The 20,854-nt window shown below is 56.9% G+C and carries 20 protein-coding genes and 1 other RNA gene; 7 read left to right on the top strand and 14 right to left on the bottom strand.

The annotated features are described in order from the left end of the window. Positions 1–140: 140 nt before the first annotated feature. From HU743_RS14540 to HU743_RS14555, 4 genes are all read right to left on the bottom strand, one after another. On the bottom strand, positions 141–653 hold the full coding sequence (locus tag HU743_RS14540; RefSeq protein WP_186649383.1) for a hypothetical protein: 513 nt from the start codon (positions 651–653) through the stop codon (positions 141–143). Next, positions 646–1,713: a hypothetical protein gene (locus HU743_RS14545; RefSeq protein WP_186649385.1), complete on the bottom strand. Its 1,068-nt coding sequence runs from the start codon at positions 1,711–1,713 to the stop codon at positions 646–648. The genes HU743_RS14540 and HU743_RS14545 overlap by 8 nt, the downstream gene beginning before the upstream one ends. A gap of 33 nt (positions 1,714–1,746) precedes the next feature. Continuing rightward, the gene (locus tag HU743_RS14550) at positions 1,747–2,274 is read right to left on the bottom strand and encodes a site-specific integrase (protein ID WP_273508546.1); all 528 of its coding nucleotides are present in this window, start codon (positions 2,272–2,274) and stop codon (positions 1,747–1,749) included. 282 nt (positions 2,275–2,556) lie between these two features. After that, positions 2,557–3,141, bottom strand: coding sequence for a DUF6037 family protein (locus HU743_RS14555; protein ID WP_186649387.1), 585 nt, complete (start codon positions 3,139–3,141; stop codon positions 2,557–2,559). Positions 3,142–3,284: 143 nt separating this feature from the next. Here HU743_RS14555 and HU743_RS14560 point away from each other — a divergent pair, with 143 nt between their 5' ends. Continuing rightward, on the top strand, positions 3,285–3,686 hold the full coding sequence (locus HU743_RS14560; protein WP_186649389.1) for a hypothetical protein: 402 nt from the start codon (positions 3,285–3,287) through the stop codon (positions 3,684–3,686). A gap of 202 nt (positions 3,687–3,888) precedes the next feature. After that, positions 3,889–4,800, top strand: a complete 912-nt coding sequence (locus HU743_RS14565) for a restriction endonuclease (RefSeq protein ID WP_186649391.1) — start codon at positions 3,889–3,891, stop codon at positions 4,798–4,800. 581 nt (positions 4,801–5,381) lie between these two features. On the opposite strand, the gene ssrA is transcribed toward HU743_RS14565, so the two are convergent. The 7 genes from ssrA to HU743_RS14600 all read right to left on the bottom strand — a co-directional run bounded on the left by ssrA (position 5,382) and on the right by HU743_RS14600 (position 13,876). Continuing rightward, positions 5,382–5,774, bottom strand: a transfer-messenger RNA (tmRNA) gene (ssrA, locus tag HU743_RS14570). A gap of 95 nt (positions 5,775–5,869) precedes the next feature. After that, positions 5,870–6,148 carry a hypothetical protein gene (locus tag HU743_RS14575; RefSeq protein ID WP_093104826.1) on the bottom strand — a complete coding sequence of 93 codons (279 nt, stop codon included), beginning with the start codon at positions 6,146–6,148 and terminating at the stop codon, positions 5,870–5,872. 130 nt (positions 6,149–6,278) lie between these two features. Then, positions 6,279–9,089, bottom strand: a complete 2,811-nt coding sequence (locus tag HU743_RS14580; RefSeq protein WP_186649393.1) for an FAD-binding and (Fe-S)-binding domain-containing protein — start codon at positions 9,087–9,089, stop codon at positions 6,279–6,281. Then, entirely contained in the window at positions 9,086–9,757 is a 672-nt protein-coding gene (locus HU743_RS14585; RefSeq protein ID WP_186630999.1) for a lactate utilization protein, read from the bottom strand. Before HU743_RS14585 ends, HU743_RS14580 begins: the two co-directional genes overlap by 4 nt. Next, positions 9,757–11,211 (bottom strand): LutB/LldF family L-lactate oxidation iron-sulfur protein, encoded by a 1,455-nt coding sequence (locus HU743_RS14590; RefSeq protein ID WP_186649396.1) that lies wholly within the window; start codon positions 11,209–11,211, stop codon positions 9,757–9,759. The genes HU743_RS14585 and HU743_RS14590 overlap by 1 nt, the downstream gene beginning before the upstream one ends. Then, on the bottom strand, positions 11,208–12,032 hold the full coding sequence (locus HU743_RS14595; RefSeq protein ID WP_186630997.1) for a (Fe-S)-binding protein: 825 nt from the start codon (positions 12,030–12,032) through the stop codon (positions 11,208–11,210). The genes HU743_RS14590 and HU743_RS14595 overlap by 4 nt, the downstream gene beginning before the upstream one ends. A gap of 149 nt (positions 12,033–12,181) precedes the next feature. Further along, entirely contained in the window at positions 12,182–13,876 is a 1,695-nt protein-coding gene (locus tag HU743_RS14600; protein ID WP_186649400.1) for a lactate permease LctP family transporter, read from the bottom strand. 263 nt (positions 13,877–14,139) lie between these two features. Between HU743_RS14600 and HU743_RS14605 the strand changes: the two genes are divergently transcribed. After that, positions 14,140–14,907, top strand: a complete 768-nt coding sequence (locus HU743_RS14605; RefSeq protein WP_007915207.1) for an FCD domain-containing protein — start codon at positions 14,140–14,142, stop codon at positions 14,905–14,907. Between the two features lie 139 nt (positions 14,908–15,046). On the opposite strand, the gene smpB is transcribed toward HU743_RS14605, so the two are convergent. Further along, positions 15,047–15,529, bottom strand: coding sequence for an SsrA-binding protein SmpB (smpB, locus tag HU743_RS14610; protein WP_007915208.1), 483 nt, complete (start codon positions 15,527–15,529; stop codon positions 15,047–15,049). Between the two features lie 119 nt (positions 15,530–15,648). Between smpB and HU743_RS14615 the strand changes: the two genes are divergently transcribed. Genes HU743_RS14615 through HU743_RS14625 form a run of 3 tightly spaced genes read left to right on the top strand, consistent with a single transcriptional unit; the run spans position 15,649 to position 17,801 of the window. Beyond that, complete coding sequence (locus tag HU743_RS14615) at positions 15,649–17,052, top strand: sodium-dependent transporter (RefSeq protein ID WP_186547356.1); 1,404 nt, start codon at positions 15,649–15,651, stop codon at positions 17,050–17,052. Between the two features lie 7 nt (positions 17,053–17,059). After that, positions 17,060–17,494 (top strand): type II toxin-antitoxin system RatA family toxin, encoded by a 435-nt coding sequence (locus HU743_RS14620; protein ID WP_186547355.1) that lies wholly within the window; start codon positions 17,060–17,062, stop codon positions 17,492–17,494. Between the two features lie 4 nt (positions 17,495–17,498). Then, on the top strand, positions 17,499–17,801 hold the full coding sequence (locus tag HU743_RS14625) for an RnfH family protein (protein ID WP_186649403.1): 303 nt from the start codon (positions 17,499–17,501) through the stop codon (positions 17,799–17,801). A 61-nt stretch (positions 17,802–17,862) separates the two neighbouring features. Here the strand turns inward: HU743_RS14625 and HU743_RS14630 are convergent, their stop codons facing one another. Then, positions 17,863–18,390 carry an outer membrane protein assembly factor BamE gene (locus HU743_RS14630; protein WP_186547353.1) on the bottom strand — a complete coding sequence of 176 codons (528 nt, stop codon included), beginning with the start codon at positions 18,388–18,390 and terminating at the stop codon, positions 17,863–17,865. A 97-nt stretch (positions 18,391–18,487) separates the two neighbouring features. Between HU743_RS14630 and fur the strand changes: the two genes are divergently transcribed. Further along, complete coding sequence (fur, locus tag HU743_RS14635; protein ID WP_016771770.1) at positions 18,488–18,892, top strand: ferric iron uptake transcriptional regulator; 405 nt, start codon at positions 18,488–18,490, stop codon at positions 18,890–18,892. A gap of 76 nt (positions 18,893–18,968) precedes the next feature. Here the strand turns inward: fur and recN are convergent, their stop codons facing one another. Then, the gene (gene recN, locus HU743_RS14640) at positions 18,969–20,642 is read right to left on the bottom strand and encodes a DNA repair protein RecN (protein ID WP_186649406.1); all 1,674 of its coding nucleotides are present in this window, start codon (positions 20,640–20,642) and stop codon (positions 18,969–18,971) included. Positions 20,643–20,854: the final 212 nt, after the last annotated feature.

Raw genomic sequence — 20,854 nt, forward strand, 5'->3', positions numbered from 1 at the left:
CCCCCCCCCCCCCCCCCCCCCCCCCCCCCCCCCCCCCCCCCCCCCCCCCCCCCCCCCCCCCCCCCCCCCCCCCCCCCAACCCCCTGTCTAGTCCTTGTGTTTCAAGGCTTCTGGTCACAAAGCTGGCATAAAGCTGTCATTCAGAAATCATTGTGACGCTCCTGCGTCTCCCTCCTAGAGTGCAAGTCCGCGATGAATAGGTAATTTGACCATATCACGCCAAAAATTGCCGAGCTCTGAACCAATGTAAGAAAAACAATAAATGCTATTCCTGATGATTCAAAAATTAAAAGGTTTCCTTTGTATATGGTTGTGCCGGTGATCATGAGTTTTGCGAAAAAAACTAATGTTATGCCTGTCGCTACTGTGGCCGACTCTAAAACGCTACCAACAATGCTTTCCAGTCTGCGAGTGTCTTCCAGAGTTTTAGTAAAGTCCGCTATCTTTATTTTATCTGGGTCTTGAAGTCTCTTTATCGCATTTGGGTACACAAATGCAATCCAGATTCCCATGATTGTAAACACCATTCCAGATACTGCAAGCAGGATTGTGCAGTAATCTTTATAGTCGGTATAGGATATATCTAGCTTGAAGCTATAGCTTAGTATGCCGATGGCTAAGGAGAACATAGCCATGACAAATATTTTAAGCATTCGCTGCCTCCTGTTGCTGCCTTTCATCCTTGCGGATTGGTTCCAGATAAACATCGCGATTCGCTAGGATGTAATTATACAGGTCTTCTGCTCCAAAAATATCGCTGCCGCCATCGTCCAGTGACATGTTTTGTGTAAGTCTATATTTACTAGCCCAGACGATACTATTGGTGCCTTCTACCGCGAACCCGGTTCTTTCCCACGATCCCGGCTCATGATCCTCTGCATAGGCTTCAATAATACTCTGGATTTCAGCTGGCGTCGGTTTGGATTCGATTCGCAGCTCGACCTGTCGACTGGAATTATTCTCCGCAGAAGTGTAGGGGACTTCAAATCGCTGGAAGACCTTTGCGAATCCGCGCCGTTTATCGACGGCCTTAATTGAGACGGTTTCCCTCTTTATTATGTGGGTAACCTTCTTGGCCAATTCTTTCATTTCGACGGATGAAGTCGCCAGTGACTTCATCGATAGGTCGAACTGGAAGGAGTATCGATAATTGTCATCCTTGTCCGTGGGGAACTCTATTTTGACGAATTCCTTCTCTGTCGTAATTTTCTTGGCTTCAGGTAGGTCTACGCGGAGATTGATGCACCCCGTAACCCACTCTTGGAACATTTTAGAGTCGGTTCTAGAGTTTTCGAACTTAATCGAAGCGATCATGTTTAGTTCTGGGGTAACCCAGTAGTAGCAAGGACGGCCCCAGACCATAGGTTTGTTGCTATTGGTTTCAGTTTGTTTGATTGCTTTTTCTGTTGTTCCATCCGGATTGATCGTGATTCCATATAGAGGTCCGTGGCGGTCACTATCGCCTTTCCACAATACCAGTAAATAATCGCCATTTACTTCGTTAGAGTGCACTTCATGCCAAAAGCATGGCGTTTTGTTGCGATATTTTCTCGCATCCCACGGATTGGTTGCTTCGAAGTTCCTTCCTTGCTTCCAAGCAGAAAGCTTGGAAAAGGTTTCAGCTAGACGAAGAGATTTTGGCTCGTCGCTAAACATTCGATAGAGACCGCATTTATCAACGTTGAAAAAACTAATGTAACCACTTTTCAGCATCGTCTTGTCCTTCGTGATTATTTTTGACTCCTGTCACGGCCTTGTGGTTTTGCTTCGTGAGGAGAGCACCAAATTATCACTGATTGGTGGCTTTTTGCTATTTCTTAGCGGACAAAGCGACGCCAGCCGCCGGTGCAAAGAAATAGCCTCAGTTTTAGCTCCTGAGTCGGTTTCCGCGTGAGGCATCCATCTGCCATAGCCTCGAGCAATCATAGTCCAATCGGTATGTCCCATTTGTTTGGCGACCCACATCGGATGTTCACCAGCCGACAGCATCATCGAGGCGTAGGTGTGGCGAGTCTGGTACGGCCGGCGGTACCGAACGCCAGCTTTCTTCATCGCTGGCACCCACATTGTCTTGCGGATCGGGCCGTCACCCGCCCATCGTTCAAGCGTACGCGGATTCTGAAACACCTCAGCGTCCGCGAGGAACGTGTGCGCTTTCTGCGCCTTCAACGCTTCCATCGCAGGACGAAGCAGTTTCACGCTACGCCTACCCGCCGCGGTCTTCGTCGTCTCGGCCTCTCCTTTTCCAGCCTGGGTCATTGCGCGGCTCACCATGACCTTCTTCCCGCAGCCAATCAATATCGCCCCAGTCCAGCGCAACGAGCTCGCTGGGGCGCAGGCCAGTCCATAGGGCAAACTGCATCATGTTGCGTGCCTGGCCGGTGAGCGCGCTCTTCTTTTGGCGGCGCTGCCTTGCGCGTATAAGTCCAACCCGCCAATCGGCTGCTGCTGGAAAAGCTCCGCGCGGATAAACACCTGTTTTCGTGGCACCGTGTTTAGCTTTTCAAGCGCGACACAACAGAGAAAACCCGGCCATTGTGTCGGGATTTTTGTTTATCAATCTGGAAGAAAAAAGTCTCTTCGGTCGGCCGCGATGTCAGTCCATCGAGTACTTATATTTCGGCGCTTGCACATCTCGTAAGTCGATTTTCCTAGCAGCTCCAGGGTCTTTGCCAGATTCTCAGGAGTAACTCTGTCTTTCTGGATATTGTTGTTTCTCCAACCGCAGAAATATTTCTTATCTGCCTCTGCGACGTCCCTTCGGAATCGAACGGTTTCGTGAGCTTGAGGTACGTGATCTGGTTTTGCTGTGGCAGGGATTTTCTTGTTGAAGCTCGACAAAAAACTTGCGGGTGAGAATTTATTCGCGGGGTCGTACGTGAGATTCAAGATTCTACACAGCTCCCTGTAATCCTCCTTGGACAAGCTAGAGTCATGAACAACGAAGCCATCATGAACCTTAAAGCTAAAAGCCAAGTTGTGGCCGTGCGCGCCAAAAAGCAGTTCAAAGGGCTGTGAGTCGATGAAGAAAAACACGTCGAAATTTGCGACACCGTGCGAATAGGGAAACCTTTGCCGTTCGAGCCCCTGAGTACGCATTGATTTGTAGAGCGGGCGTAAACCATCCAGTACAACAGCCATGAAGCCTCCTTTTTTTTGAAATCGCTACTCGACGCTATCAGGGCGGTTAGAGAATTTCCACTGGCAAAGGACGCGTAAAAAGGTCTACTTGACGGCAGTGGGTGGCTGTTAGCTACTACGGGGTTTTAGGTCGGGAGAAACACATGGATACGTATCTAAAGGCCGCGTTAGTGCTGGCAGTGATTGCTTTCGTCGTGCTGCGAGCTAGGAGAAAGGCTGGCGACGTCGAGACCAGTGATTGGGAAGAGGGTGAACTGGAGCAGCTGTCGCAACAGGATCAGGTAGATCGATATATGACATCGTCGACACCAACCTCCAAGGTCAAATTGACAGACCTCCAAAGCGTTGCATTGAACTCAGCTGGCCTTGGCTACGTTCTGTATGCCGAAAGTAAGTTTCAGCGCGGGCCTCACGAATTAGAAACCTACTCCTTCAGGACAATCGATTCACAGGTAAAACGTGGCTTTCTTGAGTCAAACGGTACGGATGGGTACGTGATAACTCAGGCTGGACGCGAAGGGCTGAGGAGTCATAGCGGATTCTGAAATAAGGCGTTTCCGCGCGGAACAGACGGAAAAGTGGACAGATCTATTTTGAAGAAATAAAGCTGTCACCTTTTTCTTGTCATCTTTTTCTGAAGAGCCGAACGTTTGCGCTAGTGATTTTGAAGATGCTCAAAACGGTAGCTACCCTCGATGATATTCGTACGGGCGGTGCCTGAAGCAGGCGGTAAATTAAGGAGCAACAGTGGCTATTCCGGATTTTCAAAGTGTGATGCGCCCTGTGTTGAGCACCGTTCAGAACGGTGCGGCGCTGCCGCTAAATGAGTTGCGCGAGCGGGTAGCCGATCAGTTTCAGCTGACCGAGGACGAACGCAAGGAGCGCCTGCCTTCCGGTTATCAGACAGTGATCAACAATCGAGTGGGTTGGGCTCGTACATATCTGAATAAGGCTGGGCTGCTGTGCATTCCGACCAAGGGCATGGTGCAAATTACCCCGCGTGGTCTTGACGCCTTGGCCAATGGTCCGCAGCGAATCACGGTTAGCTGGCTGAAACAGTATCCTGAATTTGCAGAATTCCATACGGCTAAAGCACAAGCAGATGACGCTCCCGCCTTGCTAAACGTTGGTATTACCGAAATCACACCAGACGAGCAACTAGCAGAGGCGCATCAGGCTCTGATGCAGTCTTTGGCAGATGAGTTGCTGATGCAAGTTAGGCAAGCCAGTCCTAGCTTTTTTGAACAGTTGGTCGTCGATCTAATGATATCCATGGGATATGGCGGCTCGCGCAAAGAGGCTGGTAAGGCGACCCAGGCGACCAATGATGACGGCATTGACGGCACCATTAAAGAAGACAAGCTAGGTCTTGATGTGATCTATCTGCAGGCCAAGCGCTGGGCCAACACTGTTCATCGCCCCGAAATCGATAAGTTTATAGGCGCACTCACTCGACAGCGTGCGCGCAAGGGCGTGTTCATCACGACCTCCAACTTTTCCGAGGGAGCTCGCACGGCAGCGCTCGGGCTGGATATCAAAGTGGTGTTGATCGACGGTGTTGAACTGGCGCGCCTGATGGTAGAGAACAACCTTGGCGTGAGCATCAAGCAAGTTTACGAAGTGAAGCAACTCGACAGTGATTACTTCGCGGGCGAATGACTTGCAACGTCGCTTACAGGGTCAGGCTACGACCTTGCTCAACGTGGTCGGCGACAGCTCCTATCCTAATTGATAGCGAAGGCTTCCCGACGGTTCAACAATCGCTCATGTCAGTAAAACGTTTTGGGCGAGCGATTGGACCAGTCTGTCCACGAAGGATCGCTTTTGCACTCTCAGAAGCTAAGTCTAGCGCTTGTGGGCTAGCTGAATAGACAGCCTCAACCTGCCGGTTGCGTGAGAGCCTTTTGATTCTCATCATCTCTGAAAAAATCGAGGTCGTGTGCAGGCAGGTGTTCGTTAATCATGGTGAGACTACCCATCAGGCTGTTGCGGCAAGCTTGGGTTAAGGCTAACACGGTCATTCGAGGTATTGAGCTCTCGCGCTAGCTAGAACCCCACCTCATCGAGACATTTTTCCTTGGCTCGGGCTTGGTCGCTATTGTCACCGCTGAATACTTATCGACTGTTGTTTGCTTGACCGTCTGGGGCTGGTGGGCGGATTGGCTACCGGCACTGAAATCCTTGATTGCACCGAATCCCAGCCAAAAAAAAGACGCCCTAAGGCGTCTTCTTCATCGAATTGGTGGAGCCGGGGGGATTTGAACCCCCGTCCGCCAGTACTCCGCTGTCGGTACTACATGCGTAGCCGTGTCTATTAAGTTAACCCTCAGCGACCCGACGGGCAGGGTGCTTTGGGCGAGTTGTGTAAGTTTTAGCCGCTTCGTCCACAACGTACTGCACGGCGATTCTGTTCTATATGACAATCATTTTGGGTTTACAGACATCCCCTGATGATTGCTGGACCCGAAGGTACCAGAAGGGAAGGCTAAGGCTGCTTACGCAGCGAGAGCGTATTCCCCGTAGGTTTCGTCATTGGCAACTATAAGAAGTTGCAACAGTGGATTTACGAGTTCTGTTACCAACTCGGCATGCACCTAAAGTTTCGCAACCGGCGTCGAATCCTAAACGGCCCCGAACTCATTGCTCAGTACAGCTGTTTGAGCAACAAGCCTGCACAGTGTACGCCAATCAGCCCGCGAGGCCAACCCGAAGGTTGGCCTCGCGTTGATCAATTGTTGGTACCGGTGGCTTTGCGCATTTCCACGATGAGTTGCGAGGTTTCCGCAACGCAGTCGTCGATTTTGCCTTCGGCTTTGAGCGACTGGGCTCTGGCCACGCTGGTTTCAGCGCGCTGAACCAGCTCTGGTTTAGACGCCAACTGCGCCTTGGAATTGTTGATCGTCTGAATATTGGCATCACACAAGTCAGCAGGCTTGTCAGCGGCGAACGAAGTGGAGGCCATCATCGAGGCAGTAACGAACAGACCTAACAGTACAGAACGCTTCATATGTATCTCCTTGAACTGAGGGATCCAGGCTTCGCTGACCGCAGGGCGAGCCACCGAATGGAGGAAAAGCCCCGATTGGTCGGGGCTTACTCTGTGGACTACCGCCTCGCTCAAGGGTTCTATTTTTTCTTCAGGCGGTTCTCGCCTGTGTCACCCGATCCACCAGATAAACCAGCCCGTGATAGTCAATCCCGCCGTGTTGCGTCAGGCCGATTTCGCACGTGCGGCTGGTGGAAATGCCTTCGCTGCAATGCTGCACCGCGTCCTTGAGTGTACGCAACGAATGACCGTTGAGTTCCGGTGTGGTGAAGCCCTTGTCGCCGGCAAATCCGCAGCAGTGAATGCCCTCGGGAATCACCACGGTTTTGCTGCATTTGCGCGCCAGATCGATCAGCGCCTGGCTTTCGCCAAGATGCTGCGTGCTGCACGTTACGTGCACGGCAATCGGCGCGTCCTGCGGTGTGAAATCGAGGCGATCCATCAGATGCGTACGAATGAAGCGCACCGGATCGTACAGATCCAGTCGCGTTTCGCCGATGTCCTGAACCAGCCGCAACGTACACGGGCTGGTGTCGCAATAGATCGGATCGAGGCCGCCGCGACTGGCGTGGAGCAGGGCGCTGATCAGTTCCTGGCGCTTGTGCTCGGCTTGTTCGGCGTAGCCTTTCGAGGCGAAGGGCTGACCGCAGCAGAGGTTGTCTTGATTGTCGGGAAAGACTACTTGGTAGCCGGCCTTTTCCAGCAGGCCACGGGTTTTGTCGTACAGCGACATTTGCTCTTTGTCGCGAGCCGACGGGCCCATGACGCGCGACACGCAAGCGGCCAGATAAACCACTCGCGGACGCTCGTCTGCCACGCTAGGGCTGAAGCGAATGGCTTTTTCCGGTTGCGGCATGGCGTTGGTCCACAGCGGCACCTGGCCTTTGGACACGCGCGTCAGGGTTGCCGACAGCTTCGCCAGACGCGGTGCGCCGAGCAACATTCGCGCGCCGTTGGCGACGTGCAGAGTGAAGCGCGCGCCTTGCAGGGTCTTGGCGAAATTTCCTTCGATCCAGTCAGCGGTTTTCTGATGCGTGGCGTGTCGGCCACGCAGCTTTTTCACCAGTTCGCCGGTGTTGATGCCTACAGGGCAGCGTTGCGCACACAGACCGGTCGCGGCGCAGGTGTCGATGCCTTGGTAGTCGTAGGCTTTTTCCAGTTCGGTGGTATCGATGCCTGCGCGTTTTTTCGCCTGGATATCGCGCCAGATCACGATGCGCTGGCGCGGGCTCAGGGTCAGGCCCTTCGACGGGCAGACCGGCTCGCAGAAACCGCACTCGATGCACTTATCCACAATCTCGTCGGCCGCCGGCAGCGGTTTCAGGTGTTTGAGGTGGATCTGCGGATCTTCGCTCAGCACCACGTCCGGGTTGAGAATGCCATTCGGGTCGAGCAGGCGTTTGAGCTGCCACATCAGTTGATAGGCATCGCTGCCCCATTCCAGTTCGACGAACGGCGCCATGTTGCGTCCGGTGCCGTGTTCGGCCTTCAGCGAGCCGCCGAATTCAACTGCGACGAGTTGTGCGACGTCGTCCATGAACGCTTGATAGCGTGCGACTTCTTCCGGGTTGTTGAAGCCTTGGGTGAAGACGAAGTGCAGATTGCCTTCCAGTGCGTGTCCGAAAAGGATCGCTTCGTCGTAGGCATGTTTGTCGAACAGCTCGATCAGGCGGTTGACGCCGATGGCCAGTTGCTCGACCGGGAAGGTCACGTCTTCGATGATGACTGTGGTGCCGGTTTTGCGCACCGCACCGACGGCGGGGAAGGTGTCCTTGCGGATGGCCCAGAGACGGGCGTTTTCCACGGGATCTTCGGTGAAATCGACTTGTTTTTCTACGGGGAAGTTGCGCAGAGACGCCATGATTTGCGCCAGTTGTTCCTGCAGCAAAGTAGACGAGGCCGCGCGGGATTCAATCAGCAGCGCGCAGGCATTTTCCGACAGCAGTTGTACGAAAGCGGGCATGCCTTTTTTGTCCTGCACCGAGCGCAGACTGCGTCGGTCCAGCAACTCGACCGCTGACACTGGTTGGCTTTTCAGCACGGTAACCGCGTTGCAGCACGTTTCGACATCCGGAAACACGATCAGCGCCGAGGCCTTGTTCGGGTGGTCGATCACGGTGTCGTAGGTCACCGCGCTGATAAAGCCGAGCGTGCCTTCGGAGCCGACCAGCAGGTGGCTCAAGATATCCACAGGCTCGTCGAAATCCACCAGGGCATTGAGCGACAGGCCAGTGGTATTTTTCAGACGGTATTTGTAGCGGATTCGCGCGGCCAGTTCGGAATTGGCGCGGGTCTCGCGGCCCAATGTCGCCAAGCGTTCGAGCAGATCGCCGTGGCTCGAACGAAACGCCGCAACGCTGGAAGCGTCTTCGGTATCCAGACGCGTACCGTCAGCCAGCACCAGACGAATGCCGGCCAGCGTGTGATAGGTATTCTGTGCGGTGCCGCAGCACATGCCACTGGCGTTGTTGGCGACGATGCCGCCGATTTTGCAGGCATTGATCGATGCCGGATCGGGGCCGATCTTGCGTCCGAACGGCGCCAGCCAGGCGTTGGCCTGCGCGCCGATAACGCCCGGTTGCAGACGGATCTGCGTGCCTTGGCCACGAATCTCCCGCGCGTTCCAGTTATCCCCAAGCACAATCAACACGGAATCGCTGATCGCCTGTCCGGACAGGCTGGTGCCGGCGGCGCGGAAGGTCACCGGCACGTTGTCGCGCTGGGCCAGTTTCAGCAGCGCCACCACTTCGTCTTCGGATTCGACGCGGATCACCAGTTTCGGGATCAGCCGATAGAAACTCGCATCGGTGCCAAAGGCCAGGGTCGACAGCGGATCGTCGAAGCGGCGGTCCGCCGGAATCAGTTGCTCGGCGTCACGCAGGAAAGCAGCAGGAAGACTCATTGATCCTCCAGAATCAGCACCACAAGGTCTTTCGGGCCATGCGCGCCGTACGCGAGGACCTGCTCAATATCGGCGGTTTTCGACGGGCCGGAGACCAGCAGCGCGTTGGTCGGCATGCCTTGCGCCCATTCGAATTCCTGTTGCACCTGATAGAAGTTGTCGCGGATCTCGCTGGCCTTGAGCAGGGCGAAATGGATGGGTGGCACCAGGCTCATCAAGCGCGGCTCTTCGCGGGTGGGCCAGATGATCAGGCTGCCGGTGGCGGCGATGGCGCCGAGGGTGCCGGTGAGGCTGGCCGGGGTGTCGTTGAACAGCTCGGCTTTCCACTCTTCCATCGGCCGGTCGTAGGATTTCAGCGCCGGTAGATCAGGATTATTCGCCCAGTGCTGTGTGATGCGTTGCCCATGCGGCGTGGTCGGTGCGATCAGCAGGCTCGGCAATTGGCGGTCACGCAGCAGTTGCGCAAGCAGCGCTGGCCACTCGGCACCTGAGGTCAGGTGGATTTCGGTGTGCACCGCTTCCATCAGTTTGCGCAGTTGCGGGATGCGTTGTTCGGGGCTGTAGGTATAAGGCTGCGTCACCAGATCGACATCGAAGTCATCAGCGATCGGTGTGGTGCCCGTCAGACTTTTCCGCAGTTTGCCGAGGATATTTTGCTTGGCGCTCATCAGCGATCTCCCTGTTTGGCCTGATGCTCGCGGGCCATGTCATGCAATGAACGCGCGGCGGGTTTTGGTGCGCTGTGGTTCTGCGTCCAGGGACCGACGTTTTTCGGCGTCAGTGCGCGCAGGCGAGTGGCGAAAAAAATGAATAGTCGGTACAGCGCCGGCGAGCTATTGAGCTTGGCCCAGGCGTTCCAGATAAAACGTTCCTTGCGCGAATACTTGCTGCCTTGACCGCGCATGACCTGGTGAGGCGAGTCCGGGGCTTTGACGTTTTCTTCGCGCAGACGCCGCAGGATGGCCGGGATCGGAATTTTTACCGGGCAGACCTCACCGCATGCACCGCATAGCGAAGACGCGCTCGGGTGATCCGGCACTTTCGCGAGGCCGACCATGTGCGGGGTGATGATTTTGCCAATCGGGCCCGGATAAACCTCGCCATAGGTATGGCCACCGACGCGGGTGTACACCGGGCAATGATTCATGCAGGCGCCGCAGCGGATGCAGTTGAGGGTCTGGCGCAATTCGCTGTCGGCGAAGGCCTGGCTGCGACCGTTGTCGAGCAGCACCAGATGCACTTCTCGCGGGCCGTCGAGTTCATGCTCCTTGCGCGGGCCGGAGATCATGTTGACGTAGGTGGTGATCGGAATGCCCAGTGCCGAGCGCGTCAGCAATGACAGCAGCGGCACCACGTCGCGCAGGTTTTCCACGACTTTTTCGATGCCGGTGACGGCGATGTGCACGGGGGGCACGGTGGTGGTCATGCGCCCGTTGCCTTCGTTTTCCACCAACAGCAGGGTGCCGGTTTCGGCCACGGCGAAGTTGACGCCGGAGACGCCGATGTCCGCTTCGAAGAATTTCTGCCGCAGGACCCTGCGACCGATCTGAATGAGTTGGTCAACGTCCTTGGTGTATTCCACGCCAAGTTTGTCGTGGAACAAGGACGCGACCTGACCGGCATTCTTGTGGATCGCCGGCATAATGATGTGTGAAGGCTTCTCGTGGTCGAGCTGGACGATGTACTCCCCCATGTCGGACTCCAGACATTCAATGTCCCGAGCCTCGAGGAAATGGTTCATCTCCATCTCTTCGCTGACCATCGATTTGCCCTTGATCACTTGCCGCGCCTCGTGAGCGCGGATGATCGATAAGACGATGCCATTGGCCTCGTCCACCGTTTCCGCCCAGTGCACTGTCACACCGTTGCGGGTCAGGTTCTGTTCCAGTTGCTCAAGCAGATCGGGCAACCTGGACAGCGCGCGGGCCTTGATCGAATTGCCCAGTGCGCGCAAGTGTTCTCTTTCGTGGGCATCGCTGAAAGCCGCTGCCCGCTTGGTCATCAGTGAATCCATGGCAGTGCGGAAGTTGTTCCGCAACTGCGCATCGCCCAGGGCATTGTGTGCCCGGGTGCGAAAATCTTCTTCTACGGCGACCGTAGGAATTATCGCTGAGGTGCTCATTGCGCACCTCCGGTTCGCTGCCAGAGGAAGCTCGCCAGGTGTTGGCCGCGCAACGCTTCCTGCTGTTTCTCCAGTGCGCCGTTGATGTTCATCAAACAGCCGCAGTCGGCGCTTAGTACCTTGTGCGCGCCGGACTCCTTCAACGCTCGGGTCTTGTCAGCCACCATCGCGCCGGAAATGTCTGGCATACGGACGCTGAATGTCCCACCGAAGCCACAGCATTCGCTTTCGTGATCGTGGTTGACCCGCTCGACGTTGCTTAACTGCGCCAACAACTCGCGGCCGTGCAGGTGGGTGTTCATTTCGCGGCGCGCCGAACACGAGGTGTGCAGCGCGACTTTCACCGGTTCGCCGCTGTCCTTGAGCTGCACCTTGCAGACGAACAGCAGAAATTCGGCCAGTTCATAAGTGCGCGCTGCGAGAGCCTGCACCTGTTTCAACGTTTGCGGCTCGTCCTTGAACAAGTCGGCGTAATGTTCGCGCAGCATGCCGGCGCAGGAACCCGAAGGCACCACCACCGGATAATCCCCGGCGAACAGCGCCAGTTGCGAGCGCGCCACCGTCCGCGCCTGCTCGGTGTAACCCGAGGTGTAGGCCGGTTGCCCGCAGCAACTCTGCCCTTGCGGATACTCGACCCGAATCCCTTCACGCTCCAGCAGACGGATCGCGTCCATCCCGGCTTCGGGGTAGAACAGGTCGACCACACACGTGCCGAACAGATAGACCCGCGACGGTTTCTCGCTGGGGTATTGCCGAGGTTCGGGCAGTGGCGGTGCCACGCGAGTCGCGTTCGGCACAGCGTTGTAAAAAAGCTCGCTCATCAGGCGTGTCTCCGGGTGGGCCCGGTTATCCGTCTGCTGCGGCTGCTGAATATAAAGCGCGTTGCTTTCAGCAGCCTTACAGACCCGGTGGTGAATTGCTGACGCCGGATCACGGGCCGGCGTCGGTTTTTTCCGTGTTGTATGTAGTCTTAATGCACCAGCATGCCGGTGAACCAGTAGGCCTGAGCCAAGGTGATCAAACCGACAATCGTTGCAAAGAATAGGCTGTGCTTGAGGGTGAAGCGGAACAGATCCGATTCCTTGCCGACCAGACCGGTCGCGGCGCAGGCCACGGCGATCGATTGCGGCGAAATCATTTTGCCGGTCACGCCGCCGCTGGTGTTTGCCGCCACCAGCAGGGTGTCGTTGACGCCGATCTGGTGCGCGGTGGTCGCTTGCAGCGAACTGAACAGCGCGTTGGACGAAGTATCGGAGCCGGTCAGGAACACGCCCAGCCAGCCGAGAAACGGCGAGAAGAACGGGAACGCAGCGCCGGTTCCGGCCAATACCAAAGCCATGGTCGAGGACATGCCGGAGTAGTTGGTGACGAAGGCGAACGCCAGCACCATGCCGATCGACAGGATCGGCCAGCGCAGCTCGTAGAATGTCCCTTTCAAAGTGGTCAGACCAGTTTTGAAATTGATCTTCAACACCAGCATCGAAATCAGTGCGGAGAAGAAAATCGCCGTGCCGGTCGCGGAAATCGGATCAAGTTTGAATACCGCCGGGATGGCCGTCGGGTTGGCTACGATTGGCGCGGTTTTGATCACCAGTTGGTCAAGATGCGGAATGGCGAAATTGAAGACCCAGCTGTACATCGAGCCGCCCGCCGCGAACGTCGCCTTGAAAGGTTTCAGCGTCCAGATGGTCACCAGCACGGTGAGGATCAGGAATGGCGACCAGGCCTTGATAATTTCACTGAGGCTGTAGGGCGAAGCCACGGTCGTGCGCTTCTGGCCGAAACCGCCGACGCTGGCGCTGACCACCGAGGCGGACACGGCGCCGACGATGTGCTGGCCGGCCGCGCGTCGTGGTTGCCAGACTTTCAGGAACAGGGTCAGGGAAATCAGGCTGGCCAGGGCCGAGGTGATGTCCGGCAGTTCCGGGCCGATGAAGTTGGACGTGAAGTACTGAGTGATGGCGAAGCTCAAGCCTGCCACCAGCGCGGCCGGCCAGGTTTCCCGCACGCCGCGCAGGCCGTCCATCATGAACACCAGCCAGAACGGCACGAACAACGACAGCAGTGGCAGTTGGCGGCCAGTCATGGCGCCGATCTTGAAGGCGTCGATGCCGGTGACCTGGCCTGCGACGATGATCGGAATCCCCAGAGCACCAAAGGCCACGGGCGCAGTGTTGGCAATCAGGCACAGACCGGCGGCGTACAGCGGATTGAAGCCCAGTCCTACAAGGAGTGCGGCAGTAATCGCCACCGGCGCGCCAAAACCGGCAGCACCTTCAAGAAATGCGCCGAAGCAGAAACCGATCAGCAACACCTGCAAACGCTGGTCGTCCGTTATCGACAGGACCGAGCTGCGGATGACCTCGAACTGACCGCTTTTCACCGTCAGTTTGTAGAGGAACACCGCCGCGACAATGATCCAGGCAATTGGCCACAGACCGTAAGCGAAGCCATAACCGGCAGCGGCGAACGCCATGTCCACCGGCATTTGGAAGGCGAAAATTGCCACGGCAATCGATAGGGCGAGGGTGATGCTGCCGGCCACGTGGCCTTTGAGGCGGAACACCGCCAGCGCGAGGAAGAAAAACACGATGGGGATGACGGCCGCGAGAGCGGAGACGCCGAGACTGCCGAGCGGGCTGTAGAGCTGTTGCCAGGTTTGCATAGTGGGGTGGCCCCTAATTGTTGTTGGTCAGGCACTGTCAGCGTTCTTGGATAATTGGTAATACCAATTTACAATCGCTGTTGGCTAGGGTAAAAGCCTTGATGGCGGTGTGTCAATTTGCCGCCCTGAAACTTTCGTCGAAGATGCGGTGCAGAAGGCAACTGATCCGGTTTGGCGAAGTGGCGTCTGGCAGGTGTGGGCGGCGCGCGGATAGGCCAGAATAGACAGCCCGGCGAGCGGTCGGGATCGTGGAGAAATGAGTTATGGGCTTTGATCAGATTCGGCAGCGCCGTTTGTCTGACGATATTGTCGAGCGCCTTGAGGGGATGATCCTCGAGGGCACGCTGAAGTCGGGCGAGCGGCTTCCGGCGGAGCGCACGCTGGCCGAACAATTTGGCGTATCACGCCCGTCGTTGCGTGAGGCGATCCAGAAACTGGCGGCCAAAGGCTTGCTGGTCAGTCGTCAGGGCGGCGGCAACTATGTGGTGGAATCCCTCGGCTCGACGTTCAGTGATCCGCTGTTGCAATTGCTCGAAAGCAATCCCGAGGCGCAACGGGATTTACTGGAATTTAGGCACACTCTGGAGGCATCGTGCGCCTATTACGCCGCATTGCGCGCCACCGATGTTGATCGCGAGCGGCTGACCGCCGCGTTCGAAGAGCTGCAGGATTGCTATTCGCGTCATGACGAAGTGAGTCGGGCCGAGGAAGGCGCGGCGGATGCGAAATTTCATTTGGCGATTGCCGAGGCCAGTCATAACGCCGTGTTGCTGCACACCATTCGCGGGCTGTTCGATCTGCTCAAGCGCAACGTCGTGACCAACATTGGCGGCATGTACAAACAGCGCACGGAAACCCGCGACATGCTGATTACCCAGCACCGCGAATTGTATCTGGCGATTATCGAAGGACGGGCGGAGCAGGCGCGTGAAGTGTCCAGCCGACATATTTTGTATGTGCAGGAAGTGCTTGAAGAGGTGAGGCAGGAGGTTCAGCGCATGGCTCGGGCGGAGCGGCGCAAGGGGATGTGAGGTGGCAGATTAATTGTGGCGAGGGAGCTTGCTCCCGCTGAGGCGCGCAGCGGCTCTCGCTTTTATCGATAATCGCGAGAACCAAATGCGCCTGCTGCGCAGTCGAGCGGGAGCAAGCTCCCTCGCCACAGGCCGGGAATCAGTCTTCCTTGCCCTTGTTGCGCACCGCACGTTGCAGTTCACGACCGGCATCGCGCTCGCGCTCGGTGTCACGCTTGTCGTATTCCTTCTTGCCCTTGCCCAGAGCGATCTCGCACTTGACCATGTGCTTGCTCCAGTACCAGGACAGGCAGACGCAGGCGTAACCCTTTTGCTGCACGGCGGCGGCGAGCTTTTCCAGCTCGCGGCGGTTGAGCAGCAGCTTGCGCGTGCGCACCGGGTCGGCGATGACGTGGGTACTCGCGGTCATCAACGGCGTGATGTGGCTGCCGAGCAACCATGCTTCGCCGTCCTTGAGCAGCACATAGCTGTCGACCAGCTGTAGCTTGCTCGCCCGCAGACTTTTTACTTCCCAGCCGGCCAGGACCAGACCAGCCTCGAACTTGTGCTCGATGAAGTAATCGTGTCGCGCCTTTTTGTTCTGCGCGATGGTCCCTGTTGGGTGTTTCTTCTGTTTAGCCATAGGGGCGGCATTATATGGAGTTGTTCGGCTGTCGGCTACGGTGTTGCTGCGTGCTTGAGCAGGTTGAGTGAATCCCGGACAATGCGGCCTCTTTTTCTAACGCTTGGGCGTGATAAACGATGTCGACAGACAAGGTTTCTGTCCACGGCAGTTGGGCTAGCCGCTGGGTATTCATACTCGCCGCGACCGGTTCGGCCGTGGGACTGGGTAGTATCTGGAAGTTCCCGTACATGGTCGGGGTCTACGGCGGCGGTGCGTTTGTACTGATGTTCCTGGCGTGCATCGCGCTGATCGGCGTCCCTGTCATGCTCGCCGAAACCCTGATCGGCCGGCGTGCGCGGCAAAGTCCGGCGAATGCCCTGAAGGTCCTGGCGCTGGAAGCCGGGCACTCGGCCAAATGGTCGTGGGGCGCGTTTGCCGGGATGATCACGGCGTTGCTGATTCTGTCTTTCTATAGCGTGGTTGGCGGCTGGTCGCTGGATTACATCGTCGATATGGGTCGCGGAGATTTTCAGGGCGCGACGGCTGATCAGGTTGGCGCGTACTTCGGCAATGTCATCTCCAATCCGTGGCGCCTGACACTTTGGCACACGATTTTTATGCTGCTGTCGGCCTATGTGATCGCCAAAGGCGTCGTCGCCGGGCTTGAGCGCAGCCTGCGGATCATGATGCCGTTGCTGTTTGTGATGATTCTGGTGCTGCTGGGTTACAGCATGACCACCGGGCATTTCATGGAAGGCGTGCATTTCATGTTCGACTTCCACCCGGAAAAAGTCCTCGACGGCCTGCTGCCGGCGATGGGGCACGCGTTCTTCTCGCTGAGCGTCGGGGTCGGCTCGATCATGATCTATGGCGCCTACATGCCGAAGAACACCTCGCTGTCGGGCACGGTTGTTGGCGTGGCGTTGCTGGATACCTTCGTTTCACTGGTGGCCGGTCTGGCGCTGTTTCCTATTGTGTTCGCCGCTGGCCTGAACCCAAGTGAAGGCCCGGGTCTGATGTTCGTCAGCCTGCCATTTGCTTTTGGTAATGTATTTTTCGGCCAATTGATGGGCGTGGTGTTCTTTGTGCTCGTCGCGGTGGCAGCCTGGAGTTCGGCGATTTCCTTGCTCGAACCGATGGTGGCTTATCTGGTTGAACGCACGAAAATCAGCCGCACCTGGGTGACTTTCTGGCTGGCGTTCACCTGCTGGTTCGTTGGTCTGGGCACGGTGTTCTCCTTTAATATCTGGAAGGAGGCCAAGTTTTTCGTGAACGAAGGCGGGGTATTCAGCCTCTACCAATGGGGTGCGCAGAGCGGTCTGGACTTCTTTGGTGTGATCGATTTCTTCACCTCGCGGATCATGTTGCCGTTGGGCGGCCTGTGCTTCGTACTGTTCGCCGGGTGGGTGATGGGGCGCGAAGCGGTACGTGACGAATTGTCGATCCGCAATCCGTTGCTGTTTGCCCTGTCTTTGTTCTTGATGCGCTACGTGGCGCCTATCGGCATTCTTGTAGTCTTTGCCGCTCAGCTCTGGAAGTAACGCTTACATGACGACACATATTCAACGATCGGCGCTGCTGCCTTACCCGGCGCAATTTCTCTACGACCTGGTCAACGACGTGGCGCGTTATCCGGAGTTTCTGCCGTGGTGCTCGGAGGCCGAGGTGCTGGAAAGCTCGCCGGAGCATATGCGCGCCAGTGTCGGCGTGGCGAAGGGCGGGCTCAGTCAGCATTTCGTCACGCGCAATACGCTGGTGCCGGGGCAGTCGATCGAAATGAACCTTGAAGAAGGTCCGTTCAATCAATTGCACGGCGTCTGGGTATTCAAGGCGCTGAACGAAAAGGCCTGCAAGATCAGTCTGGATTTGTCCTTCGATTACGCCGGGCCGCTGGTGCGAGCTACGTTGGGCCCGCTGTTCAATCAGGCCGCCAATCAGTTGGTGGATGCTTTCTGCCAGCGCGCCAAGCAGATGCACGGTTGAGCCGATGATCGACATAGAAGTCGTCTACGCGGCGGTTGATCGGCAGGTTTTACGCGCGGTCAGCGTGGCTGAGGGCGTGACCGTTCGCGCGGCGGCGCAGGCATCGGGAATCGCGGCAGAGTTTCCTGAGCTGAATCTGGCGGAGTGTCCGCTGGGTATTTTTGGCAAAGTGGTTGCCGATGCCGATTCACGCGCGGTTCAAGCGGGTGATCGCATCGAAATCTACCGACCGTTGCTGGCCGATCCTAAAGAAGTGCGACGCTTGCGCGCGGCGAAAGCGGCCGAGGCCAAATCTCGGAATACTTGATCAGCACGAACGGCAGGCAATAAAAAACCCGGAATCTCCGGGTTTTTTATTGCCTCGCGAATTACTGCGGCGAGGTGTCCAGCGGCTCTGGCGTTGGAACCGGTACGGTTTCCACACCATCGACTTCTTTCTGGATCTGATCCAGCATCGAACCGGGCTTGGCCGGTTTTTCCGCTGCTGGCTTCTCGGCGTTTTCAGCAGGCGCGGTCACGGTTGTGCCACTGTCCTTGCCGAGAATGGCTTCGTCACGGCTGACGCCCGGCATGAAGTCACCGGACAGGCTGACAAGCTGGTCGTTGGAATTGAAGATAACGCTGATGCGTTCCTGTTGGCGTTCACCGCCACCCGGTTGCAGGCTGTACAGATAATCCCAGCGATCGGCATGGAACGTGTCGGCAAGCAGAGGGTTGCCCATGATAAACCGTACTTGCGGCCGGGTCATTCCCGGGCGTAACTGGTCTATCATGTCCTGCGTGACGACATTGCCCTGCTGGATGTCGATTTTGTAAACCCCGGGGAATGAACAACCGGCGAGTGCGAGCAGTCCCACAAAGGTGAAACTGGTTAGCAAGAGCTTGGTGTTTTGCATCGGTGGGCGACTTCCACTATCTTGGCTGGGACAACGTAAACGCCGATCATACCCGCATTAAGAGAAGCTGCGAAGCAGCATCGCGAGAAAGCTGACCATGGTTGAAAATAGCGAACTACGCAAAGCCGGCCTCAAAGTGACCCTGCCACGGGTCAAGATCCTGCAAATGCTCGACTCCACCGAGCAGCGCCACATGAGTGCCGAAGACGTCTACAAGGCGTTGATGGAAGCTGGTGAGGACGTCGGTCTGGCCACGGTTTACCGTGTTCTGACTCAGTTCGAAGCGGCTGGCCTCGTGGTCCGCCACAACTTCGACGGCGGCCACGCGGTCTTCGAATTGGCTGATGGCGGCCACCACGACCATATGGTCAACGTGGAATCGGGTGAAGTGATCGAGTTCTTCGACGAAGAAATCGAGAAACTTCAGAAATCGATTGTCGAGAAGCATGGCTTCGAGATGGTTGATCACAACCTGGTGCTGTACGTACGCAAGAAAAAGTAAGCATGTCGCGCGAATTTCACATTCGCGAAACGAACGAAGGCGACCCAAGGGTCGCCTTCGTGCTTTCTATTGCTTGTTAAGCCTTCGCGGTCACTACCATTTTTTTAGCGTGGGCCAGGGACTCCTTGGTCAGATCGATACCACCGAGCATCCGCGCGACTTCTTCGATGCGCTCATTCTTGCTCAGCTTCGCGACGGCCGTGTGAGTCGCTTTTTCATCGCGAACCTTGTGCACGAACAGATGCTGATGTCCCTGCGCCGCCACTTGCGGCAAGTGGGTCACGGTCAGCACTTGGCCACGATCACCGAGGCGCCGTAATAACTGGCCGACAATCTCGGCAGTCGGGCCGCCAATACCTACGTCGACTTCGTCGAATACCAGCGTGGGAACGCGAGACGTCTGTGCGGTGATCACCTGAATCGCCAGGCTGATCCGCGACAGCTCACCCCCGGATGCCACTTTTGCCAAGGCTTTGAGCGGTTGACCAGGGTTGGCGCTGACCAGCAGTTCGACCTGCTCCAGTCCGTTCGGCAGCAGTTCGTCGCTGTTATTGGCTTTCAATTCGATGGTGAACCGACCGCCAGGCATGCCCAGTCGCTGAATTTCCTGTTCCACCGCACTGGCGAGACCGCCCGCCGCCTGATGGCGAAGGTCGCTGAGTTCGCGTGCTTTCTGTTGATAGTGGCGGGCATAGGACGCCAGCTCTTCACCCAGGCGCTCGATGGATTCGTCATTGGCGTTGAGGGTTTCAATTTCATCCAGCAGCTTCTGTTGCATCTCGGCGACTTCGGTGGGCTGGATCCGGTGTTTACGCGCCAGGGTATAGATCGCGTCGAGGCGTTCTTCCAGGTATTGCAGGCGCGCCGGGTCGGCGTCGAAATTGTCGAGGAAGCGGTTGAGCTCGCCGACCGCTTCTTCAACCTGAATCTGCGCGCTGGTCAGCAGACTGCTGGCTTCGCCGAGTGCACCGACCGAGTTGTTCACGCTGGACAAGCGGTTGAGGCTCGCGGTGAGTGCATTGAGCACGTTGCCGGAATCGCTCTCGCTGCATTGCTCAATCACCTGTCGGCAAATGCCGAGCAGGGCTTCGGCGTTGGTCAGGTTCTTGTGTTCCTGCTCCAGTTGTTCCAGTTCGTTTTCGCCGAGGCCGAGGTTTTCCAGTTCTTCGAGCTGATAGCTGAGCAGTTGATGGCGGGCGCGTTGCTCATCGCCGGAATTGGAAAGGCGCTCCAGCTCTTGCCGGGTCTGGCGCCAACGCTGGGCGGCGAGTTGCACCTGGCGGGCCAGGTCGGTGGCGCCAGCGTATTCGTCGAGCAGGCGGCGATGGGTGTCGGTTTTCAGCAGCGACTGATGTTCGTGCTGGCTGTGGATGTCGATCAGCAATTCGCCAAGGGCTTTGAGATCGCCAAGCGGGCAGGGCGTGCCATTGATATAGCCGCGCGACCGGCCCTCCGAGGTAATGACCCGACGCAGGATGCACGGCCCGTCGATGTCCAGATCGCGCTCGGCCAGCCAGGCGCTGGCTTCGGGGATGTCCGCCAGGTCGAAGGTCGCCAGAATATCGGCCTTGTCGGCGCCCGGCCGCACCACGCCGCTGTCGGCACGATCGCCCAGGGTCAGGCCCAGCGCATCGAGCATGATCGACTTGCCGGCGCCGGTTTCCCCTGTGATCACGCTCATCCCGCGATCGAGTTCGAGATCGAGATGTTCAACGATGGCGTAGTTATGTACAGACAGGTGCACCAGCATGACGGCCGCTCCCAGGCTTGAGGTCTGGTTATTTATACAGTGTTTTGTTTCGCCCTGACAATCACCTCCTTTAGCTCGATTTGCTTGAATTGAAGATCTTCTTAGCGCGTTCGGGAATGAGAAAGCGGCACTTTTTTGTAGGGTTAATTTTTCAAAGCCCTTGAAGCCTGATTTTGCGGCCCCATATACCGGGGCAGAAGCGCGAGTCAGGC

Origin of the sequence: Pseudomonas sp. SWRI99 (assembly GCF_014270125.1) — a bacterium.
Classification (GTDB): Bacteria; Pseudomonadota; Gammaproteobacteria; order Pseudomonadales; family Pseudomonadaceae; genus Aquipseudomonas; species Aquipseudomonas hamedanensis.

Excerpts from the sequence above, each read along its gene's own strand:
- HU743_RS14540 (WP_186649383.1), bottom strand. The coding sequence starts at position 653 with ATGCTTAAAATATTTGTCATGGCTATGTTCTCCTTAGCCATCGGCATA.
- HU743_RS14545 (WP_186649385.1), bottom strand. The coding sequence starts at position 1,713 with ATGCTGAAAAGTGGTTACATTAGTTTTTTCAACGTTGATAAATGCGGT.
- HU743_RS14550 (WP_273508546.1), bottom strand. The coding sequence starts at position 2,274 with ATGGTGAGCCGCGCAATGACCCAGGCTGGAAAAGGAGAGGCCGAGACG.
- HU743_RS14555 (WP_186649387.1), bottom strand. The coding sequence starts at position 3,141 with ATGGCTGTTGTACTGGATGGTTTACGCCCGCTCTACAAATCAATGCGT.
- HU743_RS14560 (WP_186649389.1), top strand. The coding sequence starts at position 3,285 with ATGGATACGTATCTAAAGGCCGCGTTAGTGCTGGCAGTGATTGCTTTC.
- HU743_RS14575 (WP_093104826.1), bottom strand. The coding sequence starts at position 6,148 with ATGAAGCGTTCTGTACTGTTAGGTCTGTTCGTTACTGCCTCGATGATG.
- HU743_RS14580 (WP_186649393.1), bottom strand. The coding sequence starts at position 9,089 with ATGAGTCTTCCTGCTGCTTTCCTGCGTGACGCCGAGCAACTGATTCCG.
- HU743_RS14585 (WP_186630999.1), bottom strand. The coding sequence starts at position 9,757 with ATGAGCGCCAAGCAAAATATCCTCGGCAAACTGCGGAAAAGTCTGACG.
- HU743_RS14590 (WP_186649396.1), bottom strand. The coding sequence starts at position 11,211 with ATGAGCACCTCAGCGATAATTCCTACGGTCGCCGTAGAAGAAGATTTT.
- HU743_RS14595 (WP_186630997.1), bottom strand. The coding sequence starts at position 12,032 with ATGAGCGAGCTTTTTTACAACGCTGTGCCGAACGCGACTCGCGTGGCA.
- HU743_RS14600 (WP_186649400.1), bottom strand. The coding sequence starts at position 13,876 with ATGCAAACCTGGCAACAGCTCTACAGCCCGCTCGGCAGTCTCGGCGTC.
- HU743_RS14605 (WP_007915207.1), top strand. The coding sequence starts at position 14,140 with ATGGGCTTTGATCAGATTCGGCAGCGCCGTTTGTCTGACGATATTGTC.
- smpB (WP_007915208.1), bottom strand. The coding sequence starts at position 15,529 with ATGGCTAAACAGAAGAAACACCCAACAGGGACCATCGCGCAGAACAAA.
- HU743_RS14615 (WP_186547356.1), top strand. The coding sequence starts at position 15,649 with ATGTCGACAGACAAGGTTTCTGTCCACGGCAGTTGGGCTAGCCGCTGG.
- HU743_RS14620 (WP_186547355.1), top strand. The coding sequence starts at position 17,060 with ATGACGACACATATTCAACGATCGGCGCTGCTGCCTTACCCGGCGCAA.
- HU743_RS14625 (WP_186649403.1), top strand. The coding sequence starts at position 17,499 with ATGATCGACATAGAAGTCGTCTACGCGGCGGTTGATCGGCAGGTTTTA.
- HU743_RS14630 (WP_186547353.1), bottom strand. The coding sequence starts at position 18,390 with ATGCAAAACACCAAGCTCTTGCTAACCAGTTTCACCTTTGTGGGACTG.
- fur (WP_016771770.1), top strand. The coding sequence starts at position 18,488 with ATGGTTGAAAATAGCGAACTACGCAAAGCCGGCCTCAAAGTGACCCTG.
- recN (WP_186649406.1), bottom strand. The coding sequence starts at position 20,642 with ATGCTGGTGCACCTGTCTGTACATAACTACGCCATCGTTGAACATCTC.